The organism is Nocardioides sp. NPDC127514 (genome assembly GCF_040302125.1).
GTDB lineage: Bacteria > Actinomycetota > Actinomycetes > Propionibacteriales > Nocardioidaceae > Nocardioides.
Genome location: NZ_JBEORF010000013.1, coordinates 1 through 14525, shown reverse-complemented (window position 1 = coordinate 14525; position 14525 = coordinate 1). Strand labels below are relative to the sequence as shown.

General features: G+C 69.2%; 10 protein-coding genes. 2 read left to right on the top strand and 8 right to left on the bottom strand.

Going from position 1 to position 14525, the window contains the following annotated elements:
- Positions 1–39: 39 nt before the first annotated feature.
- A complete protein-coding gene (locus ABTX24_RS11955; RefSeq protein WP_160025997.1) occupies positions 40–1458 on the bottom strand; it encodes a fatty acid desaturase in 1419 nt (472 codons plus the stop codon).
- A 93-nt stretch (positions 1459–1551) separates the two neighbouring features.
- On the opposite strand from ABTX24_RS11955, the gene ppgK reads away from it, so the two are divergent.
- On the top strand, positions 1552–2307 hold the full coding sequence (ppgK, locus tag ABTX24_RS11950; protein WP_160025998.1) for a polyphosphate--glucose phosphotransferase: 756 nt from the start codon (positions 1552–1554) through the stop codon (positions 2305–2307).
- 2166 nt (positions 2308–4473) lie between these two features.
- Here the strand turns inward: ppgK and ABTX24_RS11945 are convergent.
- The 5 genes from ABTX24_RS11945 to ABTX24_RS11925 form a co-directional block, all read right to left on the bottom strand.
- Positions 4474–5088 (bottom strand): nitroreductase family protein, encoded by a 615-nt coding sequence (locus tag ABTX24_RS11945; protein WP_350839803.1) that lies wholly within the window; start codon positions 5086–5088, stop codon positions 4474–4476.
- A gap of 53 nt (positions 5089–5141) precedes the next feature.
- Positions 5142–5777, bottom strand: coding sequence for a YitT family protein (locus ABTX24_RS11940; RefSeq protein ID WP_350839801.1), 636 nt, complete (start codon positions 5775–5777; stop codon positions 5142–5144).
- An 84-nt stretch (positions 5778–5861) separates the two neighbouring features.
- Entirely contained in the window at positions 5862–7262 is a 1401-nt protein-coding gene (gene pntB / locus ABTX24_RS11935) for a Re/Si-specific NAD(P)(+) transhydrogenase subunit beta (RefSeq protein WP_160026001.1), read from the bottom strand.
- 2 nt (positions 7263–7264) lie between these two features.
- A complete protein-coding gene (locus tag ABTX24_RS11930) occupies positions 7265–8794 on the bottom strand; it encodes a Re/Si-specific NAD(P)(+) transhydrogenase subunit alpha (protein WP_160026002.1) in 1530 nt (509 codons plus the stop codon).
- 346 nt (positions 8795–9140) lie between these two features.
- The gene (locus ABTX24_RS11925; RefSeq protein WP_350839799.1) at positions 9141–10142 is read right to left on the bottom strand and encodes an aldo/keto reductase; all 1002 of its coding nucleotides are present in this window, start codon (positions 10140–10142) and stop codon (positions 9141–9143) included.
- Positions 10143–10244: 102 nt separating this feature from the next.
- Here ABTX24_RS11925 and ABTX24_RS11920 point away from each other — a divergent pair, with 102 nt between their 5' ends.
- Positions 10245–11108, top strand: coding sequence for a helix-turn-helix transcriptional regulator (locus tag ABTX24_RS11920; protein ID WP_350839797.1), 864 nt, complete (start codon positions 10245–10247; stop codon positions 11106–11108).
- Here the strand turns inward: ABTX24_RS11920 and ABTX24_RS11915 are convergent.
- Positions 11071–12270, bottom strand: coding sequence for a glycosyltransferase (locus ABTX24_RS11915; protein ID WP_350839795.1), 1200 nt, complete (start codon positions 12268–12270; stop codon positions 11071–11073). The two genes, ABTX24_RS11920 and ABTX24_RS11915, sit on opposite strands and share 38 nt — an antisense overlap.
- Positions 12267–14291, bottom strand: a complete 2025-nt coding sequence (locus ABTX24_RS11910) for an ArnT family glycosyltransferase (protein WP_350839793.1) — start codon at positions 14289–14291, stop codon at positions 12267–12269. The genes ABTX24_RS11915 and ABTX24_RS11910 overlap by 4 nt, the downstream gene beginning before the upstream one ends.
- Positions 14292–14525: the final 234 nt, after the last annotated feature.

The window sequence follows — 14525 nt, the reverse complement described above, 5'->3', positions numbered from 1 at the left end:
TCTCGTACGAGGCCGGGGGCTGTCGCCGTCCGAGGACGGCTACGAGACGGAGTCCGAGGCGAGGGGCACGAAGTCGACCTTCTCGCGTACGCCACAGTCCGGGCAGCACCAGTCGTCGGGGACGTCCGCCCATGCGGTCCCGGCAGCGAAGCCCTCGGCCTCGTTGCCCTCCTCGACGCGGTAGGTGTAGCCGCAGCCGGGGCAGCGAGCGGCCAGCACCTCCTGGCCGACGACCTGCGCAACGGTGTCGTCGCCGGTCTCGGCACGATCTGCGACCGGCGACGGATACTTCGCCAGGATCCTGTCCCGCTTGCGCGGCAGGATGTTGGCCCGCGACATGTCGCCGTCGAAGTGCGCCAGCACCCTGGGGTCCATCACGCGGCGCCAGACCGGCGGCACGATCGCGAGCAGGATCATCCCGGCGTAGCCGGTCGGCAGCACCGGAGACTCCTTGTAGTCGCGCAGGGTCTGGTAGCGGCGTACGGGGTTGGCGTGGTGGTCGCTGTGGCGCTGCAGGTGGTAGAGCAGCACGTTGGTGGCGATGTTGTTGGAGTTCCAGGAGTGGCTGGGGTCGACGCGCTCGTAGCGCCGGCCGACCTTCTGCCGCAGCATCCCGTAGTGCTCCATGTAGTTGATCACCTCGAGGAGCGAGAACCCGACGACCGCCTGGATCAGCAGGAACGGGATCACCACCGGCCCGAGCCACACGATCATCCCGCCCCACAGCACCGCCGACATCAGCCAGGCGTTGAGTACGTCGTTGCCGATCCGGAACGGGTGCCGGTCGCGGCGGGCGTACCTCTTCCTCTCCAGCCTCCAGGCGCTCTTCAGCGAGCCTGAGACCGTGCGCGGCCAGAAGGTGTAGAACGACTCGCCGACCTTGGCGGAGGCCGGGTCCTCGGGCGTCGCGACGCGGACGTGGTGACCGCGGTTGTGCTCGATGTAGAAGTGGCCGTAGAAGCTCTGCGCGAGCGCGACCTTGGAGAGCCAGCGCTCGACGTCCTCGCGCTTGTGGCCGAGCTCGTGGGCGGTGTTGATGCCGATGCCGCCGACGCAGCCGACCGAGATCGCCAGCCCGACCCGGTCGATGATGCTCAAGGTGTGGCCGTCCAGGGCGCCATGGGCGGCCATGGCCATGCCGCCGATGAAGACGGCGTACTGCAGCGGGAGGTAGGAGTAGACGATCCAGCGGTAGTACCTGTCGTTCTCCAGCGCCTCGATCATGTCGTCGGGCGGGTTGGACTTGTCGAGCCCCGCGAACAGGTCGATGGCCGGGACCACGATGAGGATGATGATCGGACCGGTCCACAGGAACGCGCTGATATCGGTGAGATGCCAGCCGCCGATCGCGATGAAACCGAGGAGCGGCACCACCAGACCGAGCAACCACAGATAGCGCTTCTTGTCGCGCCACTGTTCGGTCGAGCCGTCGGGCACCGTGCTGTTGGCGATCTCCATCGTTGGCCCCTTTGACGCTGAGTTTGTTTGACAAACGAGGATGATCTGTCAAGTGTCGTACGTCACGTCGGTGCTTGTAAATAGGATGGGCTCATGACGACGAGCCTGCCCTTCGGCATCGACTTCGGCGGCACGGGCATCAAGGGTGCCCCGATCGACCTCGCGACCGGCGAGTTCGCCGAGGAACGCGTACGCATCCCGACACCCGAACGCTCCACCCCCGACGCCATCGCCGAGATCTTCGTGGACCTGCTCTCCCAGTTCCCGGACTACGACGGGAAGGTCGGCGTGACCGTCCCCGGCGTCGTACGCCACGGGGTGGTCCACTCCGCGGCCAACATCGACAAGTCCTGGATCGGCGCCGACGCGGACGCGATCTTCACCGCGGCCACCGGCCGCGACGTGCACGTGGTCAACGACGCCGACGCCGCGGGCCTGGCCGAGGTGCGCTACGGCGCCGCGAAGGGTCGCCGTGGACTGGTCATCATGACCACGCTCGGCACCGGCATCGGCTCGGCGCTCCTCTACGACGGCGTGCTCGTGCCCAACTCCGAGCTCGGTCACCTCGAGCTCGACGGCCACGACGCCGAGACCCGCGCCTCCAACATCGCTCGCAAGCGCGAGGACCTCTCCTGGAAGCACTGGGCCAAGCGCCTGCAGAGGTACTACCAGCACCTGGAGATGCTCTTCTCCCCCGACCTATTCCTCGTCGGAGGAGGGGTCTCGAAGGAGGCGGCGGAATTCCTGCCGCTGCTCGACCTGGACACCGAGATCATCCCGGCGAAACTGCTCAACACCGCGGGGGCCGTCGGGGCCGCGCTGTACGCCGAAGAGCTCGCCACCGACTGACGGCTGTCCGGGCGGCCGGGGCTGTCCGGGCGGCCGGGGCGGCCCGGGCGGCCCGGGCGGCCCGGGCGGCCCGGGCGGCCGGGCAGGTCGAGAGTCCCACGGAGCCCCCGCCTTCCGCGTCTCCTTCGCCTGCCTGAGGAAGGCCCTGCGCTCGGCCCGCCGACGCCGCGCCGACGCATTCCAGAACACCCGGTACGCCGCGTACGCCACGCAGGCGAGCACGAGCAGCGCGACCAGTCCGACGACCAGTGCCCAGTCGGCCCGGGCGCGCACGCCGGCCGCGGTGGCCGAGGCGTCCTCGAGATAGCCGTTGTTCAGGTCGGCTCGAGCGCTGGCCGCACCCACGTCGAGGAACAGCACCAGCTCGCCGAGCTCGGTCAGCGGGTTCTGCATCCCCTCGACGTCCGCGGTCGCCTCACCGACCTCGGTGATCACCTCGGCGGTGCGGGGCAGCGTGGTGGCGAGGTCGCGATACCGGTCGTCATCGTTGGCTCCCTCGTACGCCTCCTTCGCCGCGGCCGGGACCGGCAGATCGGCCTTCTCCGCCGCCTCCTGGACCGCAGCGGCATCGGCGTTCGCCTCACCGATCAGGCCGACGACGCCGTCCACGTCCTCGAACGTCCACGCCGCCATGACGTCGCGCAGCCCCAGCGGCGGCAGCCACTCGCCGTTGACGCGGTCGATCTCGGCGTACGTCTTGCGGGCCTCGGCCCTGGGCCCGAGCTGCTTGGCCTCGGCGCGGGTGAGCACCCAGTTCTTCAGCGGCTTCTCCGGGGAGGCGTCGGTGTCGTACCTCTGCACGATGTCGAGGAAGAGGCGCCAGTCGACCGGGCCGCTGGTGATCTCGTCATCGGCGGCGTCGTAACCGGTGCGGCCGTCGTAGACGTCGTCGACGACCTGGGTCAGCTCCTCGTCGGAGAGGTCCGCGAGCATGGCCGAGACGGCTGTGTAGGCGGCCGGGTAGCCGTACGCGTCCTTCTCCTGGCTCCATCCGTTGGCGTCCCAGGTCAGGAGGGGGAACGCTTCCTTGCTGCGACGCTTCACCTTGCCGTACTTCTGCCCCTTGGCACCGACCTCCTCGGTCGCGTGCTGGGCGACGAGCTCGGTCAGGCCCTCGCTCAGCCAGCGGCCCTCGACGATGTCGGGGTTGATCCAGGCGTGGGTCATCTCGTGGTAGAGGATCGCCGTGTCCAGGTCCTCGGAGACGACGATCTCGTCGGCGTCGGAGTCGAACCAGGCGTAGCCGACCGCCTCCGCCGAACCGTCCTCACGAATCGTCTCCAGCCCACCGGGCCACTCGTTGCCGGTCAGCTCCTCAAGCACCGGCATGCCTTCGGTGACCCGCTTCTCGGCGAAGTCGAGCCACTCCTTGTCCTTGGGGAAGCTCTGCAGCGACAGCTTCGTGTCGCCGATCTTGATCTTCTTCTCGTCGAAGGCCTTCGGGTCGCGCGCGGAGACGCCGGCGTCGACGAAGTCGCCCTCGGAGTGCCAGGTCGTCGTCTTGCCCTTGGTCCGCTTGGTGAAGTCGCCCGAGGAGGCGGTGAACGTCATCGACTTCGGCAGCACGACGTCGACGGTCACCTGCCCGTCGTCACCGAGGCCGATCACCGGGAAGACGGCGTACCCCTCGCCGATCCGGGTGTGGTTCTTCTTCGCCCGGATCGGAGCGCCCTTCAGCTCGTACGTCCAGGTGATCGTGCGCGACTTGCCGTAGTAGAGGTTCGGGAAGGACACCGTGACCACCGCGAGGCCGGTGCCCTTGATCTTCTCGGTGCTCACCGGCAGGTTCGCGCCGTTGCTGGTCGCCCTGACCTTCGACGCTCCGGCCGGGATCGGGATCGCGTGACCGGTCAGGAAGTAGTAGGTCGTGGCCGTGCTCGGCTGCTGGTTGGTGACCGTGACCTCGGCCTTCACCTTGACGGTCTTGGCCTTCTCGTCGAGCACGTAGCGGGTGCGGGAGGACTCGCCGACTCCGTCGTTGGGCGCCGCGACGGCCGCCGGGGCGGTCGTCACCAGCCCAGCACCCAGCACCCCCAGCACGAAAACACCTGCCACGACGCGCCGGAGCCGACCTGTTCCCTGACCGTTCTCCACCCACGAACCTTAGACCGATGCCCCGATGGGTACGTCCTTTTTAATGCCTTCCGGGACGCACGCCCCACGGCATCAGGCCCAGGAAGAGCCCCATTTGTCAGCGAAGGCGATCTCCTCGAGCGGCCGCCGGACGCGCTCGCGCTCCTCGCGCTCCGCGTCTCGCGGGTCGACCTGCGCGGGGTCGCCGTGGAGGCCGACCGCGATGCCGGTCATCACCTTCCACCAGTCCGGTACGCCGAAGGCTGCCGCCACGGCAGCATGGTCGAACCCGGCGAACTGGTGCGAGGAGAGGCCGAGGGACGCGGCCTGGACGGTGAGATGCGCGGCCGCCTGACCGAGGTCGTAGTGGGAGTAGTCCGACCACTTCGGACCGTTGCCGTCCGGGTCCACGCCGACCTGGGAGATCGCGACGAACACGGCCGATGCCCGCGGCACCCAGCCGGAGTTGCCGCGCGAGAGGTGACTCACGAACGTCGCGTGCCCGGCCGATCCGCGGGGCAGCACCAGGAACGACCACGGCTGGCTGTTGCCCGCGCTCGGCGCCCACCGGGCTGCCTCGAGCAGCAGCCTGATCTCGGCGTCGGCGAGCACGTGGTCCGGGTCGAAGACGCTCACCGACCAGCGGTCACGCAGGTGCTCGGTCAGGTCCTCGGCGCCGGCCTGGGGCGCGCGCTTCGCGGCAGTCATGCCCTCTATTCTGCAATGTCTACCGACTTGGAAGACAAACGTCTCAGGCGGCGTCAGGCGAGGTACCGGCCGGGCCGGTGGTTGAAGGCCAGGATGATGTTGAGGACGACCGCACCGAGGGCGGAGAGGAGGACGGTCGCGGGCGAGACGACGAAGAGCGCGAGGAGGATGACGCTGACGTCGAGGCCCATCTGGACGTACCCGGCCCGGAGGTTGAGCCGCTCCTGCAGGAGCAGTGCGAGCACGTTGAACCCGCCCAGCGAGGCACCGTGGCGGAAGATCACCAGGAGCCCGAGGCCGACGAGCAGGTTGCCGACGACGACCCCGTAGACGGTGTCGAGGCCGTCGAGCGGAAGCAGGTCGGCGTGGACGCGGGTCATCGCCGAGACCGCGATGACGCAGCCCAGCGACCGGAGGGTGAAACCGATGCCCTTCTTGGAGAGCGCGAGCCCGAAGAAGGGCAGGTTGACCAGGACGAACAGCACCTCGAACGGCAGCCCGGTCCAGTAGCTCACCAGCAGGCTCAGGCCGGCGGTGCCGCCGGTGACCGCTCCGACCGACTGGATCAGGTGGAGCCCCAGCGAGGTCACCACGATGCTGGTCACGTAGCCGAGCGCGTCCTCCAGCAACGTATGGGGGACGCGGATCGACTCGACGGAGTCAGTGAACGGCTCGGACACGACACTCATTCTGGGTGTCGTGCCCGAGCCGTGCAGAATTCAGCAGGGCGAGACGTACGTCACGTTTCCGCTGGTCAGGTGTAATTTTCCAGGTCAGGCAGGGACCCGGGCGAGGGCGCTGACGATCTCGTCGACCTTGGCCTTGGCGTCACCGAAGAGCATCTGCGAGTTCTCCCGGAAGAAGAGCGGGTTCTGCACACCGGCATAGCCCGCGGCCATCGACCGCTTGAAGACGACCACGTTCTTGGCCTCCCAGACCCGCAGGACGGGCATGCCCGCGATCGGCGAGGACGGGTCCTCGGCGGCGGCCGGGTTCACGGTGTCGTTGGCCCCGATGACCAGGACGACGTCGGTCTCGGCCAGGTCGTCGTTGATCTCGTCCATCTCCAGGACGATGTCGTAGGGCACCTTGGCCTCGGCCAGCAGCACGTTCATGTGGCCCGGCAGACGCCCGGCGACGGGGTGGATGCCGAAACGTACGTCCACGCCCTTGTCCCGCAGGATGCGGGTGAGCTCGGCGACCGGGTACTGCGCCTGGGCGACAGCCATGCCGTAGCCCGGGGTGATCACGACGGAGGAGGCGCCGGCGAGGAGCTCGGCGGTGTCCTCGGCGTTGATCTCGCGGTGCTCGCCGTAGTCGACGTCACCGGACGGCCCGGCCTCGATGCCGAACCCGCCGGCGATGACCGAGATGAACGAACGGTTCATCGCCTTGCACATGATGTAGGAGAGGTACGCACCCGAGGACCCGACCAGGGCACCGGTGACGATCAGCAGGTCGTTGCCCAGCAGGAAGCCCGAGGCGGCCGCGGCCCATCCGGAGTAGCTGTTGAGCATCGAGACCACGACCGGCATGTCACCGCCACCGATGGAGGCGACCAGGTGCCAGCCGAGCGCCAGCGCCACGACGGTGACCGCGATCAGCAGCGGGAGCGTCGGGTTGATGACGTAGACGACCGTCAGGATCACGAAGACGACCAGGGCACCGATGTTGATGACGTTCTTGCCCGGCAGCATCAGCGGCGCCGACTTCATCCGCGCGGAGAGCTTGAGGAAGGCGACGATCGAGCCGGTGAAGGTGACCGCACCGATGAAGACGCCGATGAAGACCTCGGCCGAGTGGATCGCGCCACCGTGGACGTGGCCGGCAGCGGCCTCGAGGTGGCCGTTCCAGCCGATCAGGACGGCCGCCAGACCCACGAAGGAGTGCAGCAGCGCGATCAGCTCGGGCATGCCGGTCATCTCGACGACCTTGGCACGCCACAGGCCGATGACCGCACCGATGGCGACGGCGGCGACCAGGACGAGCACCGCGGTCGTGGTGCCGCCGTCGACGACCTGGATGACGGTCGCGACCAGCGCCAGCGTCATGCCCGCTACGCCGTAGAGCCAGCCCTGCGAGGCGGTCTCGTGCTTGGAGAGCCCTGCCAGCGACAGGATGAAGAGGAGGGCGGCGACGAGGTAGGCCGCACCGGCGATCGAGAAGATATCCATGATCAGGCCTTCCGGAACATCGAGAGCATGCGGCGGGTCACGGCGAAGCCACCGAAGATGTTGATGCTCGCCAGCAGCGTGGCGATGCCCGCGAGCACGAGCACCACGTTGTCAGCGACGGTGAGCTGCAGCAGGGCGCCCACGACGACGATGCCGGAGATCGCGTTGGTCACCGACATCAGCGGGGTGTGCAGCGCGTGGTGCACGTGGCCGATCACGTAGAACCCGATCACCACCGACAGCGTCAGCACGGTGAAGTGGCGGGTGATCTCGGCCGGAGCGACCGCGTTGAGCAGGAAGAGGGCGAGCGCACCGGTGCCGACCAGCGCGAGCTTCGCACCGGCGGAGAGCGGCTTCTTCTCCTCCTTGACCGCGACCTCGGCGGGGGCCGCTACCGCCGGGGCGGCGGAGACCTGGACCGGCGGGGGCGGCCAGAGCACGCCGCCGTCGTGCACGACGGTCAGGCCGCGCTGGACCTGGTCCTCGAGATCGAGGGCGAGTACGCCGTCCTTCTCGGGTGTCACCAGCTTCATCAGGTTCACCAGGTTGGTGCCGTAGAGCTGGCTCGACTGCGCGGGGAGGCGCGCGGGGAGGTCGGTGTAGCCGATGATCGTGACGCCGTTGGGCGTGGTGACGACCTCGTCCTTGACCGTGCCCTCGACGTTGCCGCCCATCGCGGCCGCCATGTCGACGATGACCGAGCCGGACTTCATGCTCGCCACGTCGGCCGCCGTGATCAGCTTCGGCGCCGGGCGTCCCGGGATCAGCGCGGTCGTCACGATGATGTCGACGTCCTCGGCCTGCTCGGAGTAGATCTCCGCGGCGCGCTGGTCGTAGGCCTCCGAGGTCGCCTTGGCATAGCCGTCGGTCGACTTCTCGACCTCGACCTCCACCTTCAGGTATTCACCACCCAGCGACTTGACCTGGTCGGCGACCTCCGGACGAGGGTCGGTGGCACGCACGATCGCGCCCAGCGAGCTCGCCGCACCGATCGCGGCCAGACCGGCCACACCGGCACCGGCCACGAGCACCTTCGCCGGCGGCACCTTGCCCGCCGCGGTCACCTGGCCGGTGAAGAAGCGGCCGAAGTGGTGGGCCGCCTCGACCACGGCGCGGTAGCCCGCGATGTTGGCCTGGCTGGAGAGGATGTCCATCGACTGTGCGCGCGAGATGCGCGGCACCGCGTCCATCGCGAAGGCGTCGACCTTGCGGGCGGCCAGGGCGTCGAGGAGCTCGCTGTTCTGCGCCGGCGCCAGCGGGGCGACGAGGGTCGCGCCGCTCTTCAGCAGCTCGACCTCGCCGACGGAAGGCGCGTTGACCCGGAAGACCAGGTCGGCACCCCACGCGTCGGCGGCCGTGCCGATGCGGGCGCCGGCCTCGGCGTACGCCTCGTCCTTGAAGCTGGACGCCTCTCCGGCCCCACCCTCGATGACGACGTCATAGCCCAGACCGGTCAGTTGTTTGACGGTCGCGGGGGTGGCCGCCACCCGGGTCTCCCCGGGCTTCGTCTCTCGGGTCACTCCGATGAGCATCCTCGACTCCTTGGGTCTAGCTGCGCAGTGTCTTCAGTCTCCAGCATGGTGGGATCCCGGTCAGCCGATCAGCGCGTGACCGATTCTTGACCGGCGGGGTCCGGAACCCCACCGTGCTGGTTACTGGCCGGTAACGGTAGGGCAGGTCAGCAGGTGGACACCAGGTTTCACCGGTTGTATCGGTCCAATACCTGTGGTCTTCCTCACGTCCTCACAGCCCGTCGTCCCGACCGGTGTGCCTTCATCATGGCGGCGCTCCGGCGACCGCGGGAGTACCCACTATTTACTGGGGTACTTACCTGTTCGTCCGGGGTTCGTCCGGAGTCACCTAGGCCGGTCGTCCGGCTCAGCCTTCGCTGTCGAGCTGTGCCATGAACTGGGTCGGGTAGCGGTCGCCGCGGGCGGCGCCGACGGGCACGGCGTCGTCGATGCGAGCGAGATCGGCGTCGTCCAGGGTGACCGCGTTCGCACCTGCCATGGACTCGACCTGGCTGACCCGGCGAGAGCCGATGACGGGGACGATGTGCTCGCCGCGGGCGGCCACCCAGGCGATCGCGAGCTGGGCCAGGGTGACGCCCTTGGCCGCGGCGATCTCCTCCAGGGTGGTGAGCAGCGCACGGTTGTGGTCGAGGTTGTCGCCCTGGAAGCGCGGCATGTGGGCGAGCGAGCCGCCGACGGTGCCGCTACCGCCGATCAGGCCACGGCCGAGGACGCTGTACGCGGTGATGCCGATGCCCAGCTCGCGACAGGTGTCGAGGATGCCGTTGGTCTCGATCCCCCTGCTGAGCAGGGAGTACTCGATCTGCAGGTCGCTGATCGGGGCCACCGCGGCGGCACGCCGGATGGTGTCGGCGCTGACCTCGCTGAGCCCGATGTGGCGTACGTATCCCGCCTCCACGAGCTCCTGGATCGCGCCCACGGTCTCCTCGATCGGCACCTTCGGGTCGAGCCGTGCAGGGCGGTAGATGTCGATGTGGTCGGTGCCGAGCCGCTGGAGGGAGTACGTCAGAGATGACCGGACCGCCTCGGGACGGGCGTCGAAGCCCGCCGGCATCCCGACCGGGGTGAGCAGGGCGCCGAACTTCACCGAGAGCACCACGTCGCCGCGGTCACGCTCGCGCAGCGCCCGGGCGATCAGCATCTCGTTGTGGCCGGCGCCGTAGAAGTCGCCGGTGTCGATCAGGGTGCCGCCGGCATCGAGGTAGGCGTGGATGACGCGTACGCCCTCCTCGTCGTCGACCGCGCCGTAGGCGCCGGAGAGGCTCATCCCGCCCAGTGCGGGGGAGGTGACGGTGGGGCCGTTCTTGCCGAGCTGCCGGCTGCTGAAGGTGGTGTTGTGGGTCGTCATGCCACCCAGCGTGCGGCGGTCGAGAGGCCCTCGGCAGGCACGGCACATCCAGGGACGAGCCGTCCCTGGATAACCGGACACCACCGGCGGAGGATGAGGAGCGTGACCGACCGCCGTGAGCTCGCCGACTTCCTCCGCCGTCGCCGGGAGCTGCTCCGGCCCTCCGATGTCGGCCTCCCGGACGGGTTGCGGCGGCGTACGCCTGGACTTCGGCGGGAAGAGGTCGCCTCGCTCGCCGGGGTCTCGACCGACCACTACACGCGGCTGGAGCAGGCGCGCGGGTCGGCGCCCTCGGAGTCGGTGCTCTCCGCGATCGCGCGGGCGCTGCAGTGCGATCTCGACGAGCGCGACCACCTCTTCTACCTCGCCGGGATGACACCGCCTCCGCGGCGGGCGGGCCATTACGTACGTCCCGGCCTGATCGCCCTCGCCCGGCGGCTGACCGACATCCCCGTCGTGATCTGCACCGACACCGGCGAGATCGCCTGGCTCAACTCACTCGCCACCACGCTGCTGCCGCCGCTGCCCGACGGGCCCGGCCGGGGCCGAAACCTGGTGTGGCGCTGGTTCGTCGAGCCCGACCGCCGGCCGGCGCCGCGGGAGGACTGGGAGCGGATGTCGGCGAGCCATGTGATGGATCTGCGCGCGACGTACGCCCGGCGGGCGGGTGACTCCGACATCACGTCGCTGGTGCACGACCTCCTTGCGACGAGCGAAGAGTTCCGCGGGCTGTGGGAGCGGCACCAGGTCGGCGTGCGGCGTGCCGATGTGAAGACGTTCATCCATCCGGAAGTCGGCGCGGTGTCCGTACGCTGCGAGGTCCTGCTCACCGAGGAGGCCGACGTGAAGCTGCTCGCCTACTTCCCGGCCGAGGGCACCGATGCCGCGGAGAAGCTCGAGCTGCTCCGCGTCATCGGCACCCAGCGGCTCACGAGCGCGGACTCATCACCCACCGCAGAGCGATGAAGCGGATCAGCGTGGCCGCGGCGTTGGCGGCGACGAGCACGACGATCTCGAACGCTCGCGCGGGTGTCGGCGCGGCCAGGTGGAGGAGCGCGAGCGATCCCGAGGTCAGGGTCAGCCCGACACCGAAGGCGGCCAGCCCGGCGACGTGATGCTTCACCGCACCCTGCCGCGCGGTGATCCCGAAGGTCAGCCGGCGGTTGGCTGCGGTGTTGGCGACCGCGGTCGCCAGGAGCGCGATGAGGTTGGCCGCCTGCGCTCCGACGGCGGTACGGAGGAGGACGTAGAGGAGCAGGTACGCCAGCGTGCTCATCACCCCGATGGCCCCGAACCGGATCACCTGAGCCGCCAGGCTCGGGCTCCGCACCGGGCCGGGAGGACGTACGCCACCGAGGTCGATCCGGCCGCTGACCAGCCCGAACAGCAGCCTGCTGATGCCGGCGAGGTCTTCCTTGATCGTGGTGGCGATGTCGACGCGCGAGTCGGGGTCGTCGACCCAGTCCACCGGCACCTCGTGCACGCGCAGCCCGGCCTCGGAGGCGAGGACGAGGAGCTCGGTGTCGAAGAACCAGCTGTCGTCCTCGATCAGCGGCAGCAGCTTCTCGGCGACGTCGCGGCGGAGCGCCTTGAAGCCGCACTGGGCGTCGGTGAACTCCGCGGACAGGACCCCGCGCAGCAGCAGGTTGTAGCCCTTGGACAGGAAGTCCCGTTTCGGGCCACGCTCGATCCGGCTGCCGCGGGCCAGCCGGGACCCGATCGCGACATCGGAGTGGCCGGAGAGCAGCGGGGCGAGCAGGGGCGGCAGGGCCCGCAGGTCGGTGGAGAGGTCGACGTCCATGTAGCCGACCACCTCCGCTCGCGACGTGGACCAGGCCGCCTTGAGTGCTCGGCCCCGGCCCTTCTCATCGAGGTGGATCGCCCGGACGCGAGTGATCTCGGTCGCGAGCCGCTCCGCGATCTCCCAGGTGCCGTCGGTGCTGGCGTTGTCGGCGATCGTGATCGTCGTGGAGTAGGGCAGGGTGCGCAGGTAGCCGTCGAGGTGGCGTACGGACTCCTCCAGGCCCTTCTCCTCGTCGTGGACCGGGATCACCAGGTCGATCGTCGTCAGCAATCGCTTCTCGTCGACGACCCGCAGGCCACCCGAGAGTGTCGTGTCCGCGGTCATGCGGCCCCCTCGGTCAGGTCGTAGACCGTGGAGCTGCCGATCGTGGTCTGGGTGAAGTTCTCCTCCACCCAGGCGCTGATCTGGGAGGCGCTGGAGGTCTCGTCGCTGCTGCCTCCGGCGCCTCGCATGCCGCCCATCCCGCCGCCGGCGATGAAGTAGTGGATCTCGCCGTTGGCGACGTACTCCTGGAACTGCTCGAGCGTGATGCTGTTCGAGGTGCCGTTGAAGCCGCCGATCGCCATCACGGCCTCGCCGGTCTCGAGCTGGAGGCCGGCTGCGGTCTGGGATCCGATCGTCGCGGCCACCCAGGTGTAGTGGCCGGCGTTCGTGCTCACCGCCTCGGCGAGCTCCTCGTCGACCGCGCCGCCGCCCATCATTCCTCCTCCGCGGGTCCCGCCGGGATTGCCGGCGGGCATGCCGCCGGGCATCTGCGGGGCCTGGCCGGTGGCACCGTCGGCGGTTCCGCCCGGCATCTGGCCGGTCGGCGGGGTTCCGTTCTGGGTCTGAGCGCCGGGGCCGCCGGCACCACCGGGGCGACCGCCGCGCATCCCGCCCATGCCGCCGCCCTCGTACGGCCCGGCGGTCACGATCGAGCCGGTGTGGGCGGTGCCGATCGTCTGGATCGCGTACGCCGCAGGCCCGAGGCCGACGCTGACGGCTGCCGCCGCGACGACCGCCGCGGCTGCCCGGCGGGTGAATCTGTCCGCGAAGACGAACGCGGCGGCGACCCCGAGACCGATGATCAGGACGGGCCAGCGCAGCGTGTCGTACGGCTGCTCGCCCGGCTGCCCGAGGAGCACCCAGCCCCACACGGCACTGCCGGCCATCGCGACCGCCAGGGTGACCCGGGCGAAGAGACTGTCGCGGTCGCGCCACATGATCACTGCGCCGGTGACCGCGGTGATCGCGATCCACGGGGCCAGCGCGACCACGTAGTAGTCGTGGTAGATGCCCTCCATGAAGGAGAAGACCAGGCCGGTGACGAGCATGGTGGCGCCGCTGAGCATCAGCGCGGCACGGGTCAGGTCGGTACGCGGCGACCTGCGCAGCGCGACGAGCCCGGTGACGAGGAGGAGCAGAGCCGCCGGGAGCAGCCAGGAGACCATCCCGCCGGAGACTCCCTGGAAGAGCCGCAGGACACCGGCCGCGCTGGAGAAGCCGGCGTTGCCGAGGCCGCCGTAGTCGCCGCCGTTGAGCCGGCCGACGCCGTTGTAACCCAGCGTCAGCTCGAGGAGCGAGTTGCCGGTCGAGCCGTCGATGTAGGGGCGCCAGGACTCGGGGATGAGCTCGACGATTGCGATGTACCAGCCGGCGCTGACGACCATGGCGACGAAGCACGCGATGCCGTGGGTCATTCTCCTGCCGAAGGAGCCCTTGCCCGCGATCAGGTAGACGACCGCGATCGCCGGGCTGATCAGGAACGCCTGCAGCATCTTGGTCAGGAACCCGAAGCCGAGCAGCACACCGGCCAGCACCATCCACCTGCCCCTGCCGGTCTCGATCGCCTTCAGCGTCGAGAACCCGGTACCGACCAGCAGCAGGAGCAGCAGCGCGTCCGGGTTGTTGAACCGGAACATCAGCGCCGCCGCAGGGGTCAGCGCGGTGAACGCCCCCGCCGCGATCGCCGCCTGCCACGGCGCGACCTTCTTCACCATGGCGAAGACGAGCCCCACGGTCCCGACGCCCATCAGCGCCTGCGGAACCAGGATGCTCCACGAGGACAGCCCGAAGAGGCGTACGGACAGGCCCATCACCCACAGCGACGCCGGCGGCTTGTCGACCGTGATCGAGCTGCTCGCGTCGAGCGCTCCGAAGAACCACGCCTTCCAGCTCTCGCCGCCGGCTTGTGCGGCGGCGGAGTAATACTGATTGGCGTATCCGGACTCTGAGAGCGTCCATAGGTACGCCGCTGCTGTCAGGATCAGCAGGATCGTGAGCGCTGTGCGCTCGGGGGTGGGGCGCCATCGTGTTGTCGTCTTCGCTGGCGGGGTCGCCGTCGGGGAGTCGAGAAGTTGGGTCATGACGGCCACGCTCGGGGGTGGGGCTGTGGTGGTCGTTTTTTGTGGCTGTGAGTGGGCTATGGGCCTTTGATGGCTGATGTGTTTTCGGGGTTGGGGTGGGCCGCCGACCCGTTCTTGGAGGGTCTTCTCGATCTGGACCGGCGTCAAGGACGCCCTTCGGGCGCCGGCTTCGCCGGCCGCCTTCGGCGGTCCTGGACTCCGGACCAGATCGAGAAAAGATTTGGCTGGCTATCG